Genomic DNA, 14,518 nt, shown 5'->3' on the forward strand with positions numbered 1-14,518 from the left:
TCACCTCTCGGTCGGGGCGTACGGAGTGCTGGGGGAGAGCGTCGGGAGCGCGGCGGCGCGCGAGGCGCCGGAGGGGTGGGCGGCGGATGGATGGTCTGCGGATGGACGTGCGGGGGAGAGGGAGGAGGCGTCGCGCGCTTCCTCCGCGAAGGCGTCGAATCGTGAGTGTCGGAACCCGGCCCAGCCGCAGACGAGGCCGACGGCCACGATGATTGCGATCAGCAGGTAGGCGAGCACCGGCGTGGTCATCAGGGCCGGGGTGATCAGGGCGACACCGGCGGCGATGACCCGGGCGATGCCGATCACCGAGCCCTGGATCGACGAGCGCAGCAGGGTCGGGAACGACTCCTGGGACCAGATCTTCATGATCGCCTCGAAGGCGAAGGCGCCCCCGATCGCGTTGAAGAAGCTCAGGGCGATCCATGGGATCAGCGTGAAGCCGAAGACGACCGGGACAAGATAGGACCCGGCCAGGAGCACGGCGCCGATGGCGTAGAACGTCATCCGCAGCGGGGTGTCGACGATCCTCATGAACACCATCGCGCCGAGCATGCCCACGCCGAGCATCACGATGCCCAGCAGTGACTGCTGCTGCACGGAGATCCCCACGACGTTCACGCCGATATAGGTGCCGAACTGACCGCCGGTGTTGGCGCCGATGTTGGTGAAGGTGTAGAAGCCGATCAGTGCGAGGAAGGGCACCAGGAAGACCTTCTTCCCGAGCACGTCCCGGATCCCGGTGTTCGCGGCGCGGATCGTCGCCGCCCCCGAGGAGCGCTCGCGATCGGCGTCGGCCCACGTCGTCGATTCCGGGACGCTCAGGCGGGCGACGAGGACGACCAACGCGACGATGCCGACGTGGGCGAACATGACCTGCCCGCCTAGCTGGCCCATACCGCCGGCGATGATGCCGAAGATGTTGGCGCCGATGATCCCGCCGAACCAGAGGATCTGCGAGAAACCGACCAGCCGGCCGCGGTTGTGGTCCGATGCCGCCTCGGAGATCGAGGCGAGGGAGACGGGCAGGTCGGCGCCGGATCCGAGGCCGACGAGCACCATGCCCGCCATGAGCATGGCGAACCCGGGAGCCAGCACGAGCAGGATCGACCCCGCGACGATCATCATCATCGTGGACAGGAACACCCGACGCCGACCGTAGCGATCTCCGAGGCGGCCACCGGTGAGGGCCCCGACGGCGATGCTCAGGGTCAGCGAGGCGGACAGGATGCCGATCTGTCCCGCGGTGATCCCGATGGAGTGCTGGTAGAGCACCAGGGCTGTGCCGGAGCTGACGATGGCCGCGGCGTCGATGTAGGAGGCCATCCCGCAGATCAGCGCCACCCACCACGGATTGGGTGCAGTGGATTCGGGTCGGTCTGGTCGCACGCTGTTCTCCTTCGAACCTGGGCGGCGTGATGTCACGAGGTCACGCTCTGACCTGCACTGATCCATCACAATGTTGAAACGACTCAACACAACGTCCGGTGAGGTTAGCAAGGTCCGGGTGAGCCCCACAACCCTTTGCGGTCAGTGAGTCCGGGAAAGGGTTTACACGTTTCAACCGCTGTGCCTACACTCCAGCCACTCGGGGTCCTCGGATCCGTCGATCGAAGGAGATCGCCCATGCCCACTCGTCGCACCGCCCTCGCCCTCCCTGCAGCCCTGGTGTCCCTCAGCTCGCTCTCCGCCTGCGGACCCAACGCGACCGGGGGTGGGGGAGGCGGCGAATCAGGGTCGGGGTCCCTGCGCTTCGCCTGGTGGGGGAATCCTCGCCGTGACGAGCTGACGAAGGCGGCGATCTCGGCGTACCAGAAGGTCGCGCCTGATCTCACCATCTCCGCGGAGCCGGGTGACTGGGGCGGCTACTGGGACAAGCTCGCCACCCAGATCGCGGGCGGGGACGCGCCCGACGTCATCCAGATGGACGAGGGGTATCTCGCCGAGTACTCCAGCCGGGACATCCTCCTGGATCTCGGGACCACCGACCTGGACACGTCCGCCGTCGACGAGGCGGCCCTCGATGCCGGTCGGGTGGACGACGGGCTGTTCGCGGTCAACGCCGGCATCAATGCCCCGGTGCTGCTGGCGAACCCGGACGTGTTCGCGGCCGCAGGGGTCGAGATGCCCGATGACACCACCTGGACCTGGGACGACCTCGTCGACATCGCCACCCGGATCACCGACGCCACCGAGGACGGCACGTACGGAGTCCAGCAGTTCGGAGCGGCCGGGGGCCCACCGCTGTCCGTGTACCTGCGCCAGCTCGGTGCGGACCGGTTCGGTCCCGACGGCCTCGGGTACACGGCCGAGCAGCTCCAGCAGTGGATGGACTTCGTGCTCGAGCTGCAGGACAGCGGCGCCGCCCCGCCCGCCGCGGTGGCCGTGGAGGAGGCGGGCCAGTCCGTCGACCAGTCCCTGTTCGCCGTCGGGAAGTGCGGCCTGCAGTCGCAGTGGTCCAACCAGGTGGTGACTCTCGATGCGTCACTCGACGGCAAGGTCGTGATCCTGAGGATGCCGTCGATGACCGGCAGGGCCGCCGACGCGCAGCTCTGGTACAAGGCGTCGATGTACTTCTCGATCGCCGCGACCTCCACGAAGCAGGAGGATGGGGTGGCCTTCATCGACTGGCTCGTGAACGACCCCGACGCCGGGAAGATCCTGCTCGCCGAGCGAGGGGTGCCCGCCAATCTCGACGTCCGCGAGACGATCGTCCCCGACCTCACCGACTCCGACCTCAAGGCGGTGGACTTCATCGAGGCCATCGCGGGCGAGCTGGGTGACCCGCCGCCCATCACCCCGCCGGGCGGCGGCGCCGCGGACGATGTCCTGGCCCGGCATGTGGAGGACGTCCTGTTCGGTCGTGCCGACCCCGCCGGAGCCAGCGCGGCAGCGGTCGACGAGGCGGCCGGTGCTCTCGGGTGATCCCGCCGCGATAAAGTCGCAGGATCATGGACCCGTGGCTCGCCGCCACGGATCGACGCCGACCAGCCGAGGAGCGTGGGGGAGTGGCCGGAGCCCATCTGGTGAGCATGAAGGACGTCGCGCGGCACGCGAACGTCTCGGTGGGCACCGTCTCCAACGTCCTGAACCGCCCGGACATCGTCTCCACGGATCGCCGGGAGCGGGTCGAGGCGGCGATCGCCGAGCTCGGGTACGTGCGCAACGACGCCGCCCGGCAGCTCAAGCTCGGCCAGTCCCGCACCGTCGGCGCCATCGTGCTGGACTCCGGGAACCCCTTCTACGGCCAGCTCGTCGGCGGCATCGAGGCGGCCGCCGAGGACTCGTCCCTCGCGGTCATCGCCGGCAGCACCGGCAACCGGGAGCAGCGCGAGCGGCTGTACCTCTCGCTGTTCGAGGAGCAGCGGGTGCGCGGCATCCTGCTCGCCTCGACCGGCGGCGCCCAGGAGCTGGTTGACGGGATCCGGCGTCGGGGCACCCCCGTCGTGCTCGTGGAGAGCGGACGCGAGAGCGTCGGCGGATCCTCCGTGGGGGTCGACGACATCGCCGGCGGCGAGATCGCCGTGCGCCATCTCGCCGAGCTGGGCCGGCGCCGTATCGGCGTGGTCGCGGCCCGGCAGGACCTCCGGCAGGTCGCGGATCGGTTGACGGGCGCGCGCCGCGCCGCGCAGGCAGCCGGTATAGCGCTCGAGGTGCTCGAGGCGGAGGACCTCACTGTGCTCGCCGGGCGCGCCGCCGGGATGCAGGTCGCGGAGCGGACGGCGACGGAGCGACCGGATGCCGTCTTCTGCGTCAACGACCTGCTCGCCGTCGGCGTCCTGCAGGCCTTCGCCTTCCGCCACCAGGTCGCCGTGCCCGAGGAGATCGCCCTGGTGGGCTACGACGACATCGCCTTCGCGAGCTCCACCGTGGTGCCGCTGACCTCCGTGGCCCAGCCGGCGGACCTCATGGGCCGCACCGCCCTCGCCCTGCTCGAGGAGGAGATCGCCGCGCCGGACGCCGCGCCCCGGCACGTGAGCTTCACGCCGACGCTGGTGGAGCGGGAGTCGACGACGGGCTGACGCCCGCTCTCCCGTCAGGAGACGGTGAGAGCGGAGCGACCTGTCCCCGATGCACTGGTCGCACGAGTACCACGTGCTCCCATGCCAGCACGTGGTGCGAAGACGGAATGTCGGTGCGTGTTCGTAGACTGCCCGAATGGACGACGAGGTCGAGGAGACGAGGTCGAGGATGTGTCGTCGTGGGAGCTCGACGATGAAGAGTGGCTCGGCGACCAGGAGAAGTTCTGGCTCTCCGAGCCGACAGGGTCGATGCGGGACACGGGTCCGCGCTGGCTCTTCAAGCCGTCGCGCCGTGTCACCTTGGAGGGGCGCGGCGATGCTCCCCCGCGGGAGTTCACATGGTTCGATGCGCAATCGGAGCTCATCGTCTGCAAGCACGCGCAATTGGTGGGCGTCCCGTCGGCCTCGATCAGATTGGCCCAGTGGAACGATGAGTACGGGTGCATCTCCCGCGATGTTCGTCGTGAGAACGAGGACTTGCACAGTGGGGACACATACCTCTCGGGTCTTCGGTTACCTGGATACGTCCCCAATGCCCAGCGGTCGCGGAACCGCACTGGACACCATCTAGAAGCCATCGAGCTGGTTCTCGCCGAGGTGCCGGGGCCAGTCCGGGATTCCTCGCTCGACGCGCTCGCAGTGTTCGCCGGTTATCTGACACTTGACGCATGGATCGGGAACTCGGACCGTCATGGATCGGGAACTCGGACCGTCATGCTGAGAACTGGGCGCTCACAGTTGACGGGAGCACATCCCGTCTAGCTGCGAGCTTCGATCACGGCAGCTCACTCGCGGCCGGGGTGGAGGACCGTATCCTGGCTACGATGGACGTGCGCGCCTACGCGGGCAGAGGCATGGCCCGGAAGTTCGACCAAGGGCATGACGAGAGTCTTGTCGACCTCGCCCATCGCGCGCTCGATCGTTGGGGCGGCTCGTGGCTGGAGGCGCTTCGCGGCGTTGAAGACGTGGACGTACAGGGGATCGTCGAGCGTGTCCCTGGTCTGTCGGACCTGCGGCGTACATTCATCACCCGATTGCTCGAGGAGAACAGAAGGAGGTTGCTGGAGAGATGACGACAATAGCGCCAGATCTGGCACGAGCTCCGATGTCGGCTCTTGACGGCACCCATTCCTTCTTGGTCACGAGGCAGGGACGCGATGGGACGCGAGGGTACGAACGTCTCGGAGTCTTGACTCGACTCGATGACGCCTGGGCGTTCCGATACTTCCAGCATGTCTCTGATGACCCGTCGGCCGGTTTGCTCCCCGGGCTTCCGGACGCGGGAAGGGTCGCTGTGTCGGAGTTCCTGTTCCCGGTCTTCGCCGAGCGGGTCCTCTCGCCTCGACGTCCGGATAGGACTCGCATTCTCGAGAGCATGGGGCTTCCGATCGAAGCTGGTGCCTTCGAGATCCTCTCGCGCAACGGCGGGCGTCGAAGCGCGGACACCATCGAGCTCATCCAGCTCCCTGTAGCGATGGAAGATGGAGCGTCTCGACTGCAGTTCCTGGTGCACGGGATGCGGCACCGCAGCCCAGCTGAGCAAGCGGCGATCGACACGCTGACCACCGGAGACGAACTCCTGCTTCAGGCTGATGAGGGCAATCCGCACGACCTGATGGCTCAACTGGTGACGACCGGGTCGCACACCCCGATCGGCTGGGTCCCGGCACCACTTACGTCCCTGGTCGCAGGGGCGGAAGGGATCAGCGCGTCGGTGGCTCACGTGAACGGGAGCGATTCGACACCGCACCTTCGGTTGCTGGTGGAGCTGCGAGGCCGACTGCTTGAAGCTGCAGAATTCTCCGACCCTCGTTGGCAGCTCGTCAGCTGAGTCGGGTCGGCCGATCCGTCGGCTCGTAGATCTCCAGCCGCACGCTCGCGCGGACCAGGTCCCGTAAGGACCCGGAACGCGTCGAGAGGGCGCCCAGCGACCGCGCCTGCAGAGCCACGTTCCCCAGAGCTGTGGCCTCGACGGGCCCGGCCACGACCTCGAGGCCGAGCGCATTCGCGGTGAGCTGGTTGAGCAGGGCGTTCTGGCTGCCGCCACCGACGACATGCAGGCGCTCGGGCAGGGGGAGACGCGCGAGACGGCAGGCGGCGTGCAGCTCGTCGCGGTAGGTCTCGGCGAGGGACTCCAGGATGCAGCGCACGAGCTGGGCCGGGGTGCGGGGGCGCTCGTCGTCCCCCTCGAGCGGACGGGCGGCGAGCGTCACCCGGTCCGCCATCCGGCCGGGCGCGAGGAAGGCGGGGTCCGTCGGATCGATCCGGAACCGGTTCGCGGGCATGACAGCTGCAGCGGCCAGCAGGTCGCCGAGGTCGACGCGCGCCCCGTCCTCCTCCCACTGCCGGATCGACTCGCTGACCAGCCACATCCCGGCGACGTTCTTGAGGAATCGGAACGTACCGTCGATGCCACCTTCGTGGGTGAAGCCCGCCTCGAGGGCGGCCGACGAGGGGGCCGCCGCCTGCAGCTCGAGCCCGATGAGCGACCAGGTCCCCGAGGAGATGTAGGCGACGGGGAAGGCGTCCGCCGCGGCCGGCACCGCGAGCACAGCCGAGGCGGTGTCGTGGGAGCCGACGGCCACCACCGGCACCTCGCCGATGCCGAGATCCTGCGCCAGCTGCGGACGCACGGTGCCCAGACGTTCGCCGGGCTCGATCAGCGGCGCCAGGAGGTTCCGGTCCACCCCCGCGGCGGTCAGGATCTCCTCGCACCAGTCATGCTCGGTCACCGAGAGCATGCCGGTGCTGGAGGCGTTGGTGACCTCGGTGCGGCGCTGCCCGGTGAGCAGGTAGCCGAGCAGGTCAGGGACCATCAGCAGCGTCGACCCGGCCGGGAGGTCGGGTGTGCGGTCATCGGCCACCAGCTGGTAGAGCGTGTTGAATGGCTGCTGGGCGATGCCGGTGAGCGCGTACTGCCGCTCGCGGGAGAGCTGCTCGGCGAAGGAGTCGGCGATGCCGTCGGTGCGCTGGTCCCGGTAGGCGATCACCTCGCCCAGGATCTCGCCGCTGCCGAGCTCGCGGGAGCCGCCCGGGCCGGACGCATCGGGTCCCACGACGCCGTAGTCCACGGCCCAGGAGTCGATGCCGATCGAGGACAGGCCGGTGAGGCCGCGCTCCACCGCGCCCGCATGCGCGGCCCGCAGCCCCTGCTGCACCTCGGCCCAGAGAGCATCGATGTCCCAGCTCAGGTGACCATCGACCTCGCGGAGGCGGTTCTCGAAGCGGTGCGCCGCGACCAGCTCGATGCGGCTGTGCCCGTCCGCGCCCTGCGGGTTCGAGTCCTGCGGGTTCGCGCCCTGCAGGGTCGTGTCCTGCTCGATCACGCCGAGCATCACGCGGCCCGACGTCGCGCCCAGGTCGACCGCCGCGACAGCACGCGGGGCGCTCATCGCAGGAAGGCGGCCGCGACGCCGGCGTCGACCGGGACGTGCAGGCCGGTGGTGTGCGAGAGGTCCCCGGCGGTCAGGGCGAACACCGCGTTGGCGACGTTCTCGGGCAGCACCTCGCGCTTCAGCAGCGTGCGCTGGGCGTAGAACTCCCCGAGGTCCTCCTCCTGCACGCCGTAGACCTTCGCCCGCGAGGCGCCCCAGCCGCCGGCGAAGATGCCGGAGCCGCGCACCACCCCGTCGGGGTTGATGCCGTTGACCCGGATCTGGTGCCCGCCGAGCTCCGCCGCGAGCAGCCGCACCTGATGCGCCTGATCGGCCTTGGTGGCGGAGTAGGCGATGTTGTTGGGGCCGGCGAACACGGAGTTCTTCGAGGAGATGTAGATGATGTCCCCGCCCATGGCCTGGGCGATCATCACCCGCGCGGTCTCCCTCGAGACCAGGAAGCTGCCGCGCGCCATGACGTCGTGCTGCAGGTCCCAGTCCTTCGCCGTGGTCTCCAGCAGCGGTTTGGACAGCGAGAGCCCGGCATTGTTGACGATGAGGTCGAGCCCGCCGAAGGCGAGCACCGCATCCGCCACGGCCTGCACCACGGCCTGCTCGTCGGAGACGTCGGCCCGCAGAGCCACGGCCTTGTCCGGCCCGCCGAGCTCCTCGGCGACCGCCTGCGCGTTCTCGACGTTCAGATCGGCGATGACCACGCAGGCACCCTCGGCGACCAGGCGGGTCGCGGTGGCCTTGCCGATGCCGGAGCCGCCGCCGGTCACGAGCGCCACCCGGGTCGCGAGCGGCTTGGGCGCCGGCTTGCGCTGCAGCTTCGCCTCCTCCAGGGCCCAGTACTCGATGCGGAACTTCTCGGACTCCTCGATGGGGGAGTAGGTCGAGACCGACTCCGCCCCGCGCATCACGGCGATCGCGTTGACGTAGAACTCGCCGGCCACGCGCGCGGTCTGCGCGTCGGCCCCGAAGCTGAACATGCCCACGCCCGGGACCAGCACGATCGCCGGATCCGCGCCGCGCATCGCGGGGGAGTCCGCGTCGGCGTGGCGCTCGTAGTAGGCGGAGTAGTCCGCCCGGTAGGCCTCGTGCAGCTCCGTCAGCCGCTCGATCGACTCCTCGACGGAAGCGCCCGACGGAAGGTCCAGCACCAGTGGCTTCACCTTGGTGCGCAGGAAGTGGTCCGGGCACGACGTGCCGAGCTCGGCGAGCGGCGCGAGCTTCTCGCCCGCGAGGAACTCGTGGACCGCGTCGGTGTCCGTCCAGTGCCCGATCATCGGGGCATCGGTCGAGGCGAGTCCGCGGATCACCGGGAACAGGGCCGACGCCTTCGCCCGGCGCTCCGCCTCGGGCAGGGCCTCGCGGCTCGCATCGTGCGCCCCGAAGGGCTCGGCCGCTCCGGTGCGCTCGAGGAACGCGGTCGCCTCGGCGATGATCCGCAGGGAGTTCTCCTGCGCCTCGTCGGACGTCGCGCCCCAGGCGGTGATGCCGTGCCCGCCGAGGATGCAGCCGATCGCGCTGGGGTTAGCCTCCTTGATCGCGGCGATGTCCAGGCCCAGCTGGAAGCCGGGTCGGCGCCAAGGTACCCACACCACGGCGTCGCCGAAGCACTCGCGGGTCAGGCGCTCCCCGTCGGCCGCGGTCGCGAGCGCGATCCCGGCGTCGGGGTGGAGGTGGTCCACGTGCGCGGCGTCCACCAGGGCGTGCATGGCGGTGTCGATGCTCGGGGCGGCGCCGCCCTTGCCGTGCAGGCAGTGGTCGAAGGCGGCGACCATCTCGTCCTCGCGCTCCACTCCCGGATACACATCACGCAGCGCGCGCACGCGATCCAGCCGCAGCACCGCGAGGCCTGTCTCCGTGAGGGTGCCCAGGTCGCCGCCGGATCCCTTGACCCACAGCAGCTCGGTCTCCTCGCCGGTGACCGGGTCGATGGCGGTGCCCTTCGCGGACGTGTTGCCGCCGGCGTAGTTGGTGTTCGCGGGGTCGGCGCCGAGCGCGTTCGAGCGCGCCAGGAGTGCGGCGACCGTCGGATCGATCGCCGCCGGGTCAGTGCTGGTGTTGGTGTTCGTGCGGGTCATGCTCAGGCTCCCCATCCCATCTGGTTCCCGCCCACGCGCTCCGCGGCGACCTTCTCCTCGTAGCCGCTCGCCCGGAACGCGCCGAACGGATCGGCCGGCAGCCCGCGCTCCTCGCGGAAGGCGGCCAGCGCCGGGCGCACGTCGGTCCAGAAGGCATCCATGAGGATCTCGCTCGCGAGCAGCACGTCATTGCTGGTCTGCGCGGCGGCCAGGGCCTCGCGGTCCACGAGCAGAGCCTTCGCGAGGGTCTCCTGCACGTTGAGCACGGAGCGGATCTGACCCTGGATCTTCGATTCCAGGTTGTGGCACTGATCGAGCATGAAGTTCACGCCGGAGGCCGGGCGGTGCGCATCCTGCTGCACGATCTCGAAGAGGATGCGGAACAGCTGGAACGGGTCCGCGGCGCCCACGATGAGGTCGTCGTCCGCGTAGTTGCGGGAGTTGAAGTCGAAGGCGCCCAGGCGGTTCTGGCGCAGCAGCTGGGCGACGATGAACTCGATGTTGGTGCCGGGGGCGTGATGGCCGGTGTCGAGCACCACCTGCGCCTTCTCGCCGAGGGCCAGGCAGTGCAGCAGGCTCGTGCCCCAGTCCGGAACATCGGTGTGATAGAACGCCGGCTCGAAGAACTTGTACTCCAGCACCAGGCGCTCGTCCTCGCCGAGGCCCAGGTAGATCTCCTGGAGGGACTCCGCGAGGCGGTCCTGACGGGCGCGGATCGAGTCCTGGCCGGCGTAGTTCGTGCCGTCGGCCAGCCAGATCTTCATTTCCTTCGAGCCGGTGGCGCGCATGACGTCGATGCACTCGAGGTGGTGGTCGATCGCCCGACGCCGCACGGACTTGTCGCCGTGGGTGAGGGAGCCGAACTTGTACTCGTCGTCCTGGAAGGTGTTGGAGTTGATCATGCCCAGGGTCATGCCCTGCTCGGCGGCGTACTCGCGCAGCACGCCGAAGTCCTCGACCTTGTCCCAGGGGTAGTGCAGGGACACGCGCGGCGCGGAGCCGGTGAAGGCGTGGGTCTGTGCGGCGTCGGCGATCTTCTCGAAGGGGTCGCGCGGGGTGCCGGGCGTGCCGAACACCTTGAACCGGGTTCCGGAGTTGCCGTAGCCCCAGCTGGGGACCTCGATCGAGAACTCCTCGAGGTCACGGGCGACGTCGGCGGGAAGGGTGGTGGGGGTGGTCATGAGGGGTGCTCCTTCGGCGGCGGTGCCTGGTGGTTGGCGGTGCCCGGCGGACGGACCCGTGCGGAGTGCGGACGGGCATCGGTCGCGGGCCGCGCTGCGAACGCAGTGTTGAAACGACTCAATAGAAGCGTAGCATGCGCCGCGGAGGAGGAGCTGGTGCGGCCCGAGAAGCTGGTCGACGATGTCGCGGCGCACCAGCACGTCTGGGGAGAGATGTGGGAAGCGCTTGCCGCCGCAGGGTGGAGGAACTACTCTTTGTTCCTGCAGGCTGAGGACGGCATGGTCGTCGGCTATTTCGAGGCCGACGACGTCGACGCCGCGCAGGACGCGATGTCGCATGCTGCGGTGAGCCCGCGCTGGGAGGCGGCGATGGCGGAGTACTTCGCCCCCGGCGGCGGCGACAAGCAGGTGTTGCCGCAGTACTTCCATCTCCCCTGAACGTGCCCACTCCCGAGGCGACCCCCACCCCGAGCGGAAGAACCCGATGAGCGCGACGACACCACAGGTCATCAACGTCAACGGTGCCTGGTGCTGGTTCCAGGACGAGCGCGCCCTCGTCGATCCCGAGGCCGGGGTGCTCGTCGTCGGTTCGATCGCCTCCGGCGGCGGGACCGACGGTGCGCAGCGCACGGGCGATCTCGACCTCACTGTCGTCGATCTCGCCAGCGGCACCGCGAAGGTCCTGACCCTCCATCCCGGGTTCGAGGCCGACGATCATGACGTCCCCGCGCTGTGGCGTCGGCCGGACGGGCGCTGGCTCGCGGTCTACGCCCGACACAAGACCGACGACCTCACCCACTGGCGGATCAGCGAGCCCGGCGACCCGACCCGCTGGGGCGAGGAGCACAGCTACGACTGGTCCGAGCACACGGGCGGCCGCGGCGTCACCTACTCCAACCTCCACGAGATCGGCGGGCGGCTGTACTGCTTCGCCCGCGCCGTGAACGACGATCCCTGCGCGCTGGTCTCGGACGACCACGGCGACACCTGGACCTACGCGGGCCGGCTGTTCGGCCGCCCCAAGATCGGGTACGTCAACGGCTACTCCCGCTACGCCGACGGGGCCGACGGACTGCACGTGCTGGTCACCGACCACCACCCGCGCGACTACGACAACTCGATCTATCACGGCAGGATCTCCGCCGGTCGCCTGCACGACAGCGCCGGCCGGGCCCTGGCGTCCGAGCTGTTCTCCGAACCCGCCCCGGACCAGGCCGAGCTGACCACGGTCCTCGCTGCGGGCACCGTGCTCGACAGCGGGGTGGGGCTCGACGGCGGGACGGGGCTCGACGGCGAGGCGGGGCTCGGCGGTGCGCAGCTCAGCCACGCCTGGACCACAGACATCCGCGAGGCCGGCGGTCAGCTCGTCGCCGTGATGACGGCCCGCGCCGACCACGCCGCAGAGCCCGACGGCTCCGACCTCGGGACGAACGTGCCCGTCCCCGACCTGCGGCTGGTCTACGGGCGGCTCGGGTCCGACGGGGAGTGGACGCTCTCGCCGCTCGCGCAGGCCGGGCCCGGCCTGCTGCCCCACGAGCAGGACTACTCCGGCCTCGCCGCGATCGACCCGTACGACGTCGACACCGTGCACATCTCCACCCCCGTGGACCCGCGGGACGGCACCCGCCATGCCCACCATGAGATCTACCGTGGACACACTGCCGACGAGGGACGACGCTGGGAATGGACCGCGATCACCGAGGATTCCGCGGTCGACAACCTCCGTCCGATCGTCGCCCCGGGAGACCCGACCACCACCCACCTGCTCTGGTTCCGCGGCGAGATGCGCTCCTCGCAGGACTACGACTGCGAGATCGTGCTGCTCAGCAGCCCTCGCTGACCCGCTCCTCCCCACCTCCAGACAGGACCGCCCGATGACCGAGCAGACCGCCCCGGACCTCACCCCCGCCCCGCGCGACCCCGCGGCCGAGGCGAGCGCCGAGCCCACCGCCCCGCTCGAGATGGAACGCCGGCTGAGCCTCCTCGCCGGTGCCGGCACCTGGGAAGATGTCGCCCCCGAGGCTCATCGCGCCTGGGATGCGCCCTATGGTCCGCCCGAGGAATGGGAGCTGGTGATCGAGAACCACGAGATCCCCGGCCCCCACGGCCCCGTCCCCGTGCGCGTCTACACCCCGCAGACAGCGCCCGACGGGCCCCGCCCCTGCCTGGTGTGGCTGCACGGCGGCGGCTTCATGCACGGCGACCTCGACATGCCCGAGGGCGACCACGTGGCCCGGGGCGTCGCCGGCCGCGCCGACGCCGTCGTCGTCTCCGTCGACTACCGGCTGTGCGACGAGATCGACGGCTCCCCGGGCCGCACGTTCCCGGGCGGGCCCGAGCACGTCACGGCCCCGATCCCGTTGGACGATGTGTGCGCCGCCGTGGCCTGGACCCGGGACAGCGCGCAGGCCCTCGGCATCGACCCCGCACGGGTCGCGATCGGTGGGGCGAGCGCCGGCGGCAACCTCGCCGCGGCCGCCTCCCTGCGCCTGGCCGATGAGGGGACGCCGCTCGCCGCCTCGCTGCTGATGTACCTCGTCGCGCACCCGCTGCGCCCCGAGCCCGACGCCGAGGAGGCGGAGGCGCTCGCCGGGACCCCGCCGATGCTGCGCTTCTCCCTCGAGACGATGCGCGCCATGTCGGGCAACTACATCGGCCGCCCGCTCGAGGAGGCGACGCCCTACGACTTCCCGGGGCTGGCCGCGCCGGAGCAGCTGGCAGGGCTGCCCCGCACCTATATCGAGACCGACGAGTACGACGACCTGCGGGTCAGCGGCCGCCGCTATGCGGAGCAGCTGCGGGAGGCCGGGGTCGACGTGGACTACACGGTTCGCCGCGGCGTGTGCCACGGCCACCTCAACCGCGTGGGTCTGGCCGAGGCGCAGCAGTCGATGGACCGGATGGGGCAGCTCGTCCGCGATCTGTGAGCAGCCCCGGCTGGGTATGACCAGCATTGTCGCCGGCGCAGCGTGCACCGGCCCGGATCGAGGAGGATCCATGCAGCACGGAATCATCACCCCTGATCGGGACGCGGAGGCCGCGCTCGCCGCCGGGGCCGACTATCTCGAGCCGACCGTCGTCGGGAACCTTCTGGTGCAGCGTGAGGACGGCACCTGGCATGCGGATCCGGCGCTGCGGCGGCGCGAGCCCGCGCCCTCGTTCGCGGTGCTCTGCCCGGCCGACCACCGACTGTCCGACCCGGCGTTCCCGCTCGAGCAGACCCACGCCTACCTGCGGGTCGCCTTCGCGGCGATCGCGGAGGTCGCGGCACCCGGCGCCTTCGTGGTGCTCGGCAGCGGCGCCGCCCGACGGATCCCGGAGGGTGTGTCCCGCGACGACGCGCGCCGTCAGTTCGCGCGATCGGTGGCGATCGCCCGGGAGATCGCCGCGGTCCACGACCTCGAGGTGATCCTCGAGCCACTGCATCGCGGCGAGACCGACCAGATCAACTCCCTGGTCGAGGCGGTCGAGTTCCTCGACGAGTTCGGGATGGGGGAGGTCCGCGTCGTGGCGGACCTGTTCCACATCATGCTCGAGCACGAGTCCTTCGACGTGGTCCGCGAGCTGGCCGGGCGGGTGGCCCATGCCCACATCGCCGATTCCGGCCGCATCCCGCCCGGCCAGGGCGACTGGCCCCTCGCGGAGTTCCTGCGGGCGCTGCGCGACGGCGGCTACCGAGGCCGCGTCTCGATCGAGTGCACCTGGGCCGACCTCGCCGCCGAGGCCGGCCCGGCGCTCGCGGCCCTCCGTGCTGCAGACCCCGCCACGGTGGCCGCGACCGCCTGACCCGGGCAGGGCACGGCTGGGCTGGGCACGGCTGACCCGGGCTGCGACCGCCTGCCCCGTTCTGCGAC

Annotated in this window: 12 protein-coding genes; 8 read left to right on the forward strand and 4 right to left on the reverse strand. The window is 70.2% G+C overall.

The genetic code is table 11. The features are described 5' to 3' along the window. Positions 1-1,386 (reverse strand): MFS transporter, encoded by a 1,386-nt coding sequence (locus ACT3UL_RS06445; protein WP_444577298.1) that lies wholly within the window; start codon positions 1,384-1,386, stop codon positions 1-3. A 237-nt stretch (positions 1,387-1,623) separates the two neighbouring features. Here ACT3UL_RS06445 and ACT3UL_RS06450 point away from each other — a divergent pair, with 237 nt between their 5' ends. The 4 genes from ACT3UL_RS06450 (at position 1,624) to ACT3UL_RS06465 (ending at position 5,850) form a co-directional block, all read left to right on the forward strand. Further along, a complete protein-coding gene (locus ACT3UL_RS06450) occupies positions 1,624-2,922 on the forward strand; it encodes an ABC transporter substrate-binding protein (RefSeq protein ID WP_444577299.1) in 1,299 nt (432 codons plus the stop codon). Between the two features lie 107 nt (positions 2,923-3,029). Next, positions 3,030-4,019 (forward strand): LacI family DNA-binding transcriptional regulator, encoded by a 990-nt coding sequence (locus ACT3UL_RS06455; RefSeq protein WP_444577307.1) that lies wholly within the window; start codon positions 3,030-3,032, stop codon positions 4,017-4,019. 668 nt (positions 4,020-4,687) lie between these two features. Further along, the gene (locus tag ACT3UL_RS06460; RefSeq protein ID WP_443352057.1) at positions 4,688-5,092 is read left to right on the forward strand and encodes a hypothetical protein; all 405 of its coding nucleotides are present in this window, start codon (positions 4,688-4,690) and stop codon (positions 5,090-5,092) included. 221 nt (positions 5,093-5,313) lie between these two features. After that, a complete protein-coding gene (locus ACT3UL_RS06465; RefSeq protein WP_444577300.1) occupies positions 5,314-5,850 on the forward strand; it encodes a hypothetical protein in 537 nt (178 codons plus the stop codon). Here the strand turns inward: ACT3UL_RS06465 and ACT3UL_RS06470 are convergent. From ACT3UL_RS06470 to rhaI, 3 genes are read right to left on the reverse strand one after another with little or no spacing between them, the layout of a single operon-like run. Further along, complete coding sequence (locus ACT3UL_RS06470) at positions 5,843-7,411, reverse strand: rhamnulokinase (RefSeq protein WP_444577301.1); 1,569 nt, start codon at positions 7,409-7,411, stop codon at positions 5,843-5,845. The genes ACT3UL_RS06465 and ACT3UL_RS06470 overlap by 8 nt on opposite strands. Then, positions 7,408-9,483, reverse strand: a complete 2,076-nt coding sequence (locus ACT3UL_RS06475; RefSeq protein ID WP_444577302.1) for a bifunctional aldolase/short-chain dehydrogenase — start codon at positions 9,481-9,483, stop codon at positions 7,408-7,410. The genes ACT3UL_RS06470 and ACT3UL_RS06475 overlap by 4 nt, the downstream gene beginning before the upstream one ends. 2 nt (positions 9,484-9,485) lie before the next feature. Continuing rightward, a complete protein-coding gene (gene rhaI / locus ACT3UL_RS06480) occupies positions 9,486-10,664 on the reverse strand; it encodes an L-rhamnose isomerase (RefSeq protein ID WP_444577303.1) in 1,179 nt (392 codons plus the stop codon). A 156-nt stretch (positions 10,665-10,820) separates the two neighbouring features. On the opposite strand from rhaI, the gene ACT3UL_RS06485 reads away from it, so the two are divergent. From ACT3UL_RS06485 to ACT3UL_RS06500, 4 genes are all read left to right on the forward strand, one after another. Then, positions 10,821-11,102 (forward strand): L-rhamnose mutarotase, encoded by a 282-nt coding sequence (locus tag ACT3UL_RS06485; protein WP_343924762.1) that lies wholly within the window; start codon positions 10,821-10,823, stop codon positions 11,100-11,102. A gap of 46 nt (positions 11,103-11,148) precedes the next feature. Further along, positions 11,149-12,504 carry a BNR-4 repeat-containing protein gene (locus tag ACT3UL_RS06490; protein WP_444577304.1) on the forward strand — a complete coding sequence of 452 codons (1,356 nt, stop codon included), beginning with the start codon at positions 11,149-11,151 and terminating at the stop codon, positions 12,502-12,504. 34 nt (positions 12,505-12,538) lie between these two features. Next, positions 12,539-13,591, forward strand: a complete 1,053-nt coding sequence (locus tag ACT3UL_RS06495; protein WP_444577305.1) for an alpha/beta hydrolase — start codon at positions 12,539-12,541, stop codon at positions 13,589-13,591. Between the two features lie 70 nt (positions 13,592-13,661). Next, positions 13,662-14,450 (forward strand): sugar phosphate isomerase/epimerase family protein, encoded by a 789-nt coding sequence (locus tag ACT3UL_RS06500; RefSeq protein WP_343924756.1) that lies wholly within the window; start codon positions 13,662-13,664, stop codon positions 14,448-14,450. Positions 14,451-14,518: the final 68 nt, after the last annotated feature.

It is taken from the genome of Brachybacterium sp. 107, assembly GCF_052379725.1.
Lineage (GTDB): Bacteria > Actinomycetota > Actinomycetes > Actinomycetales > Dermabacteraceae > Brachybacterium.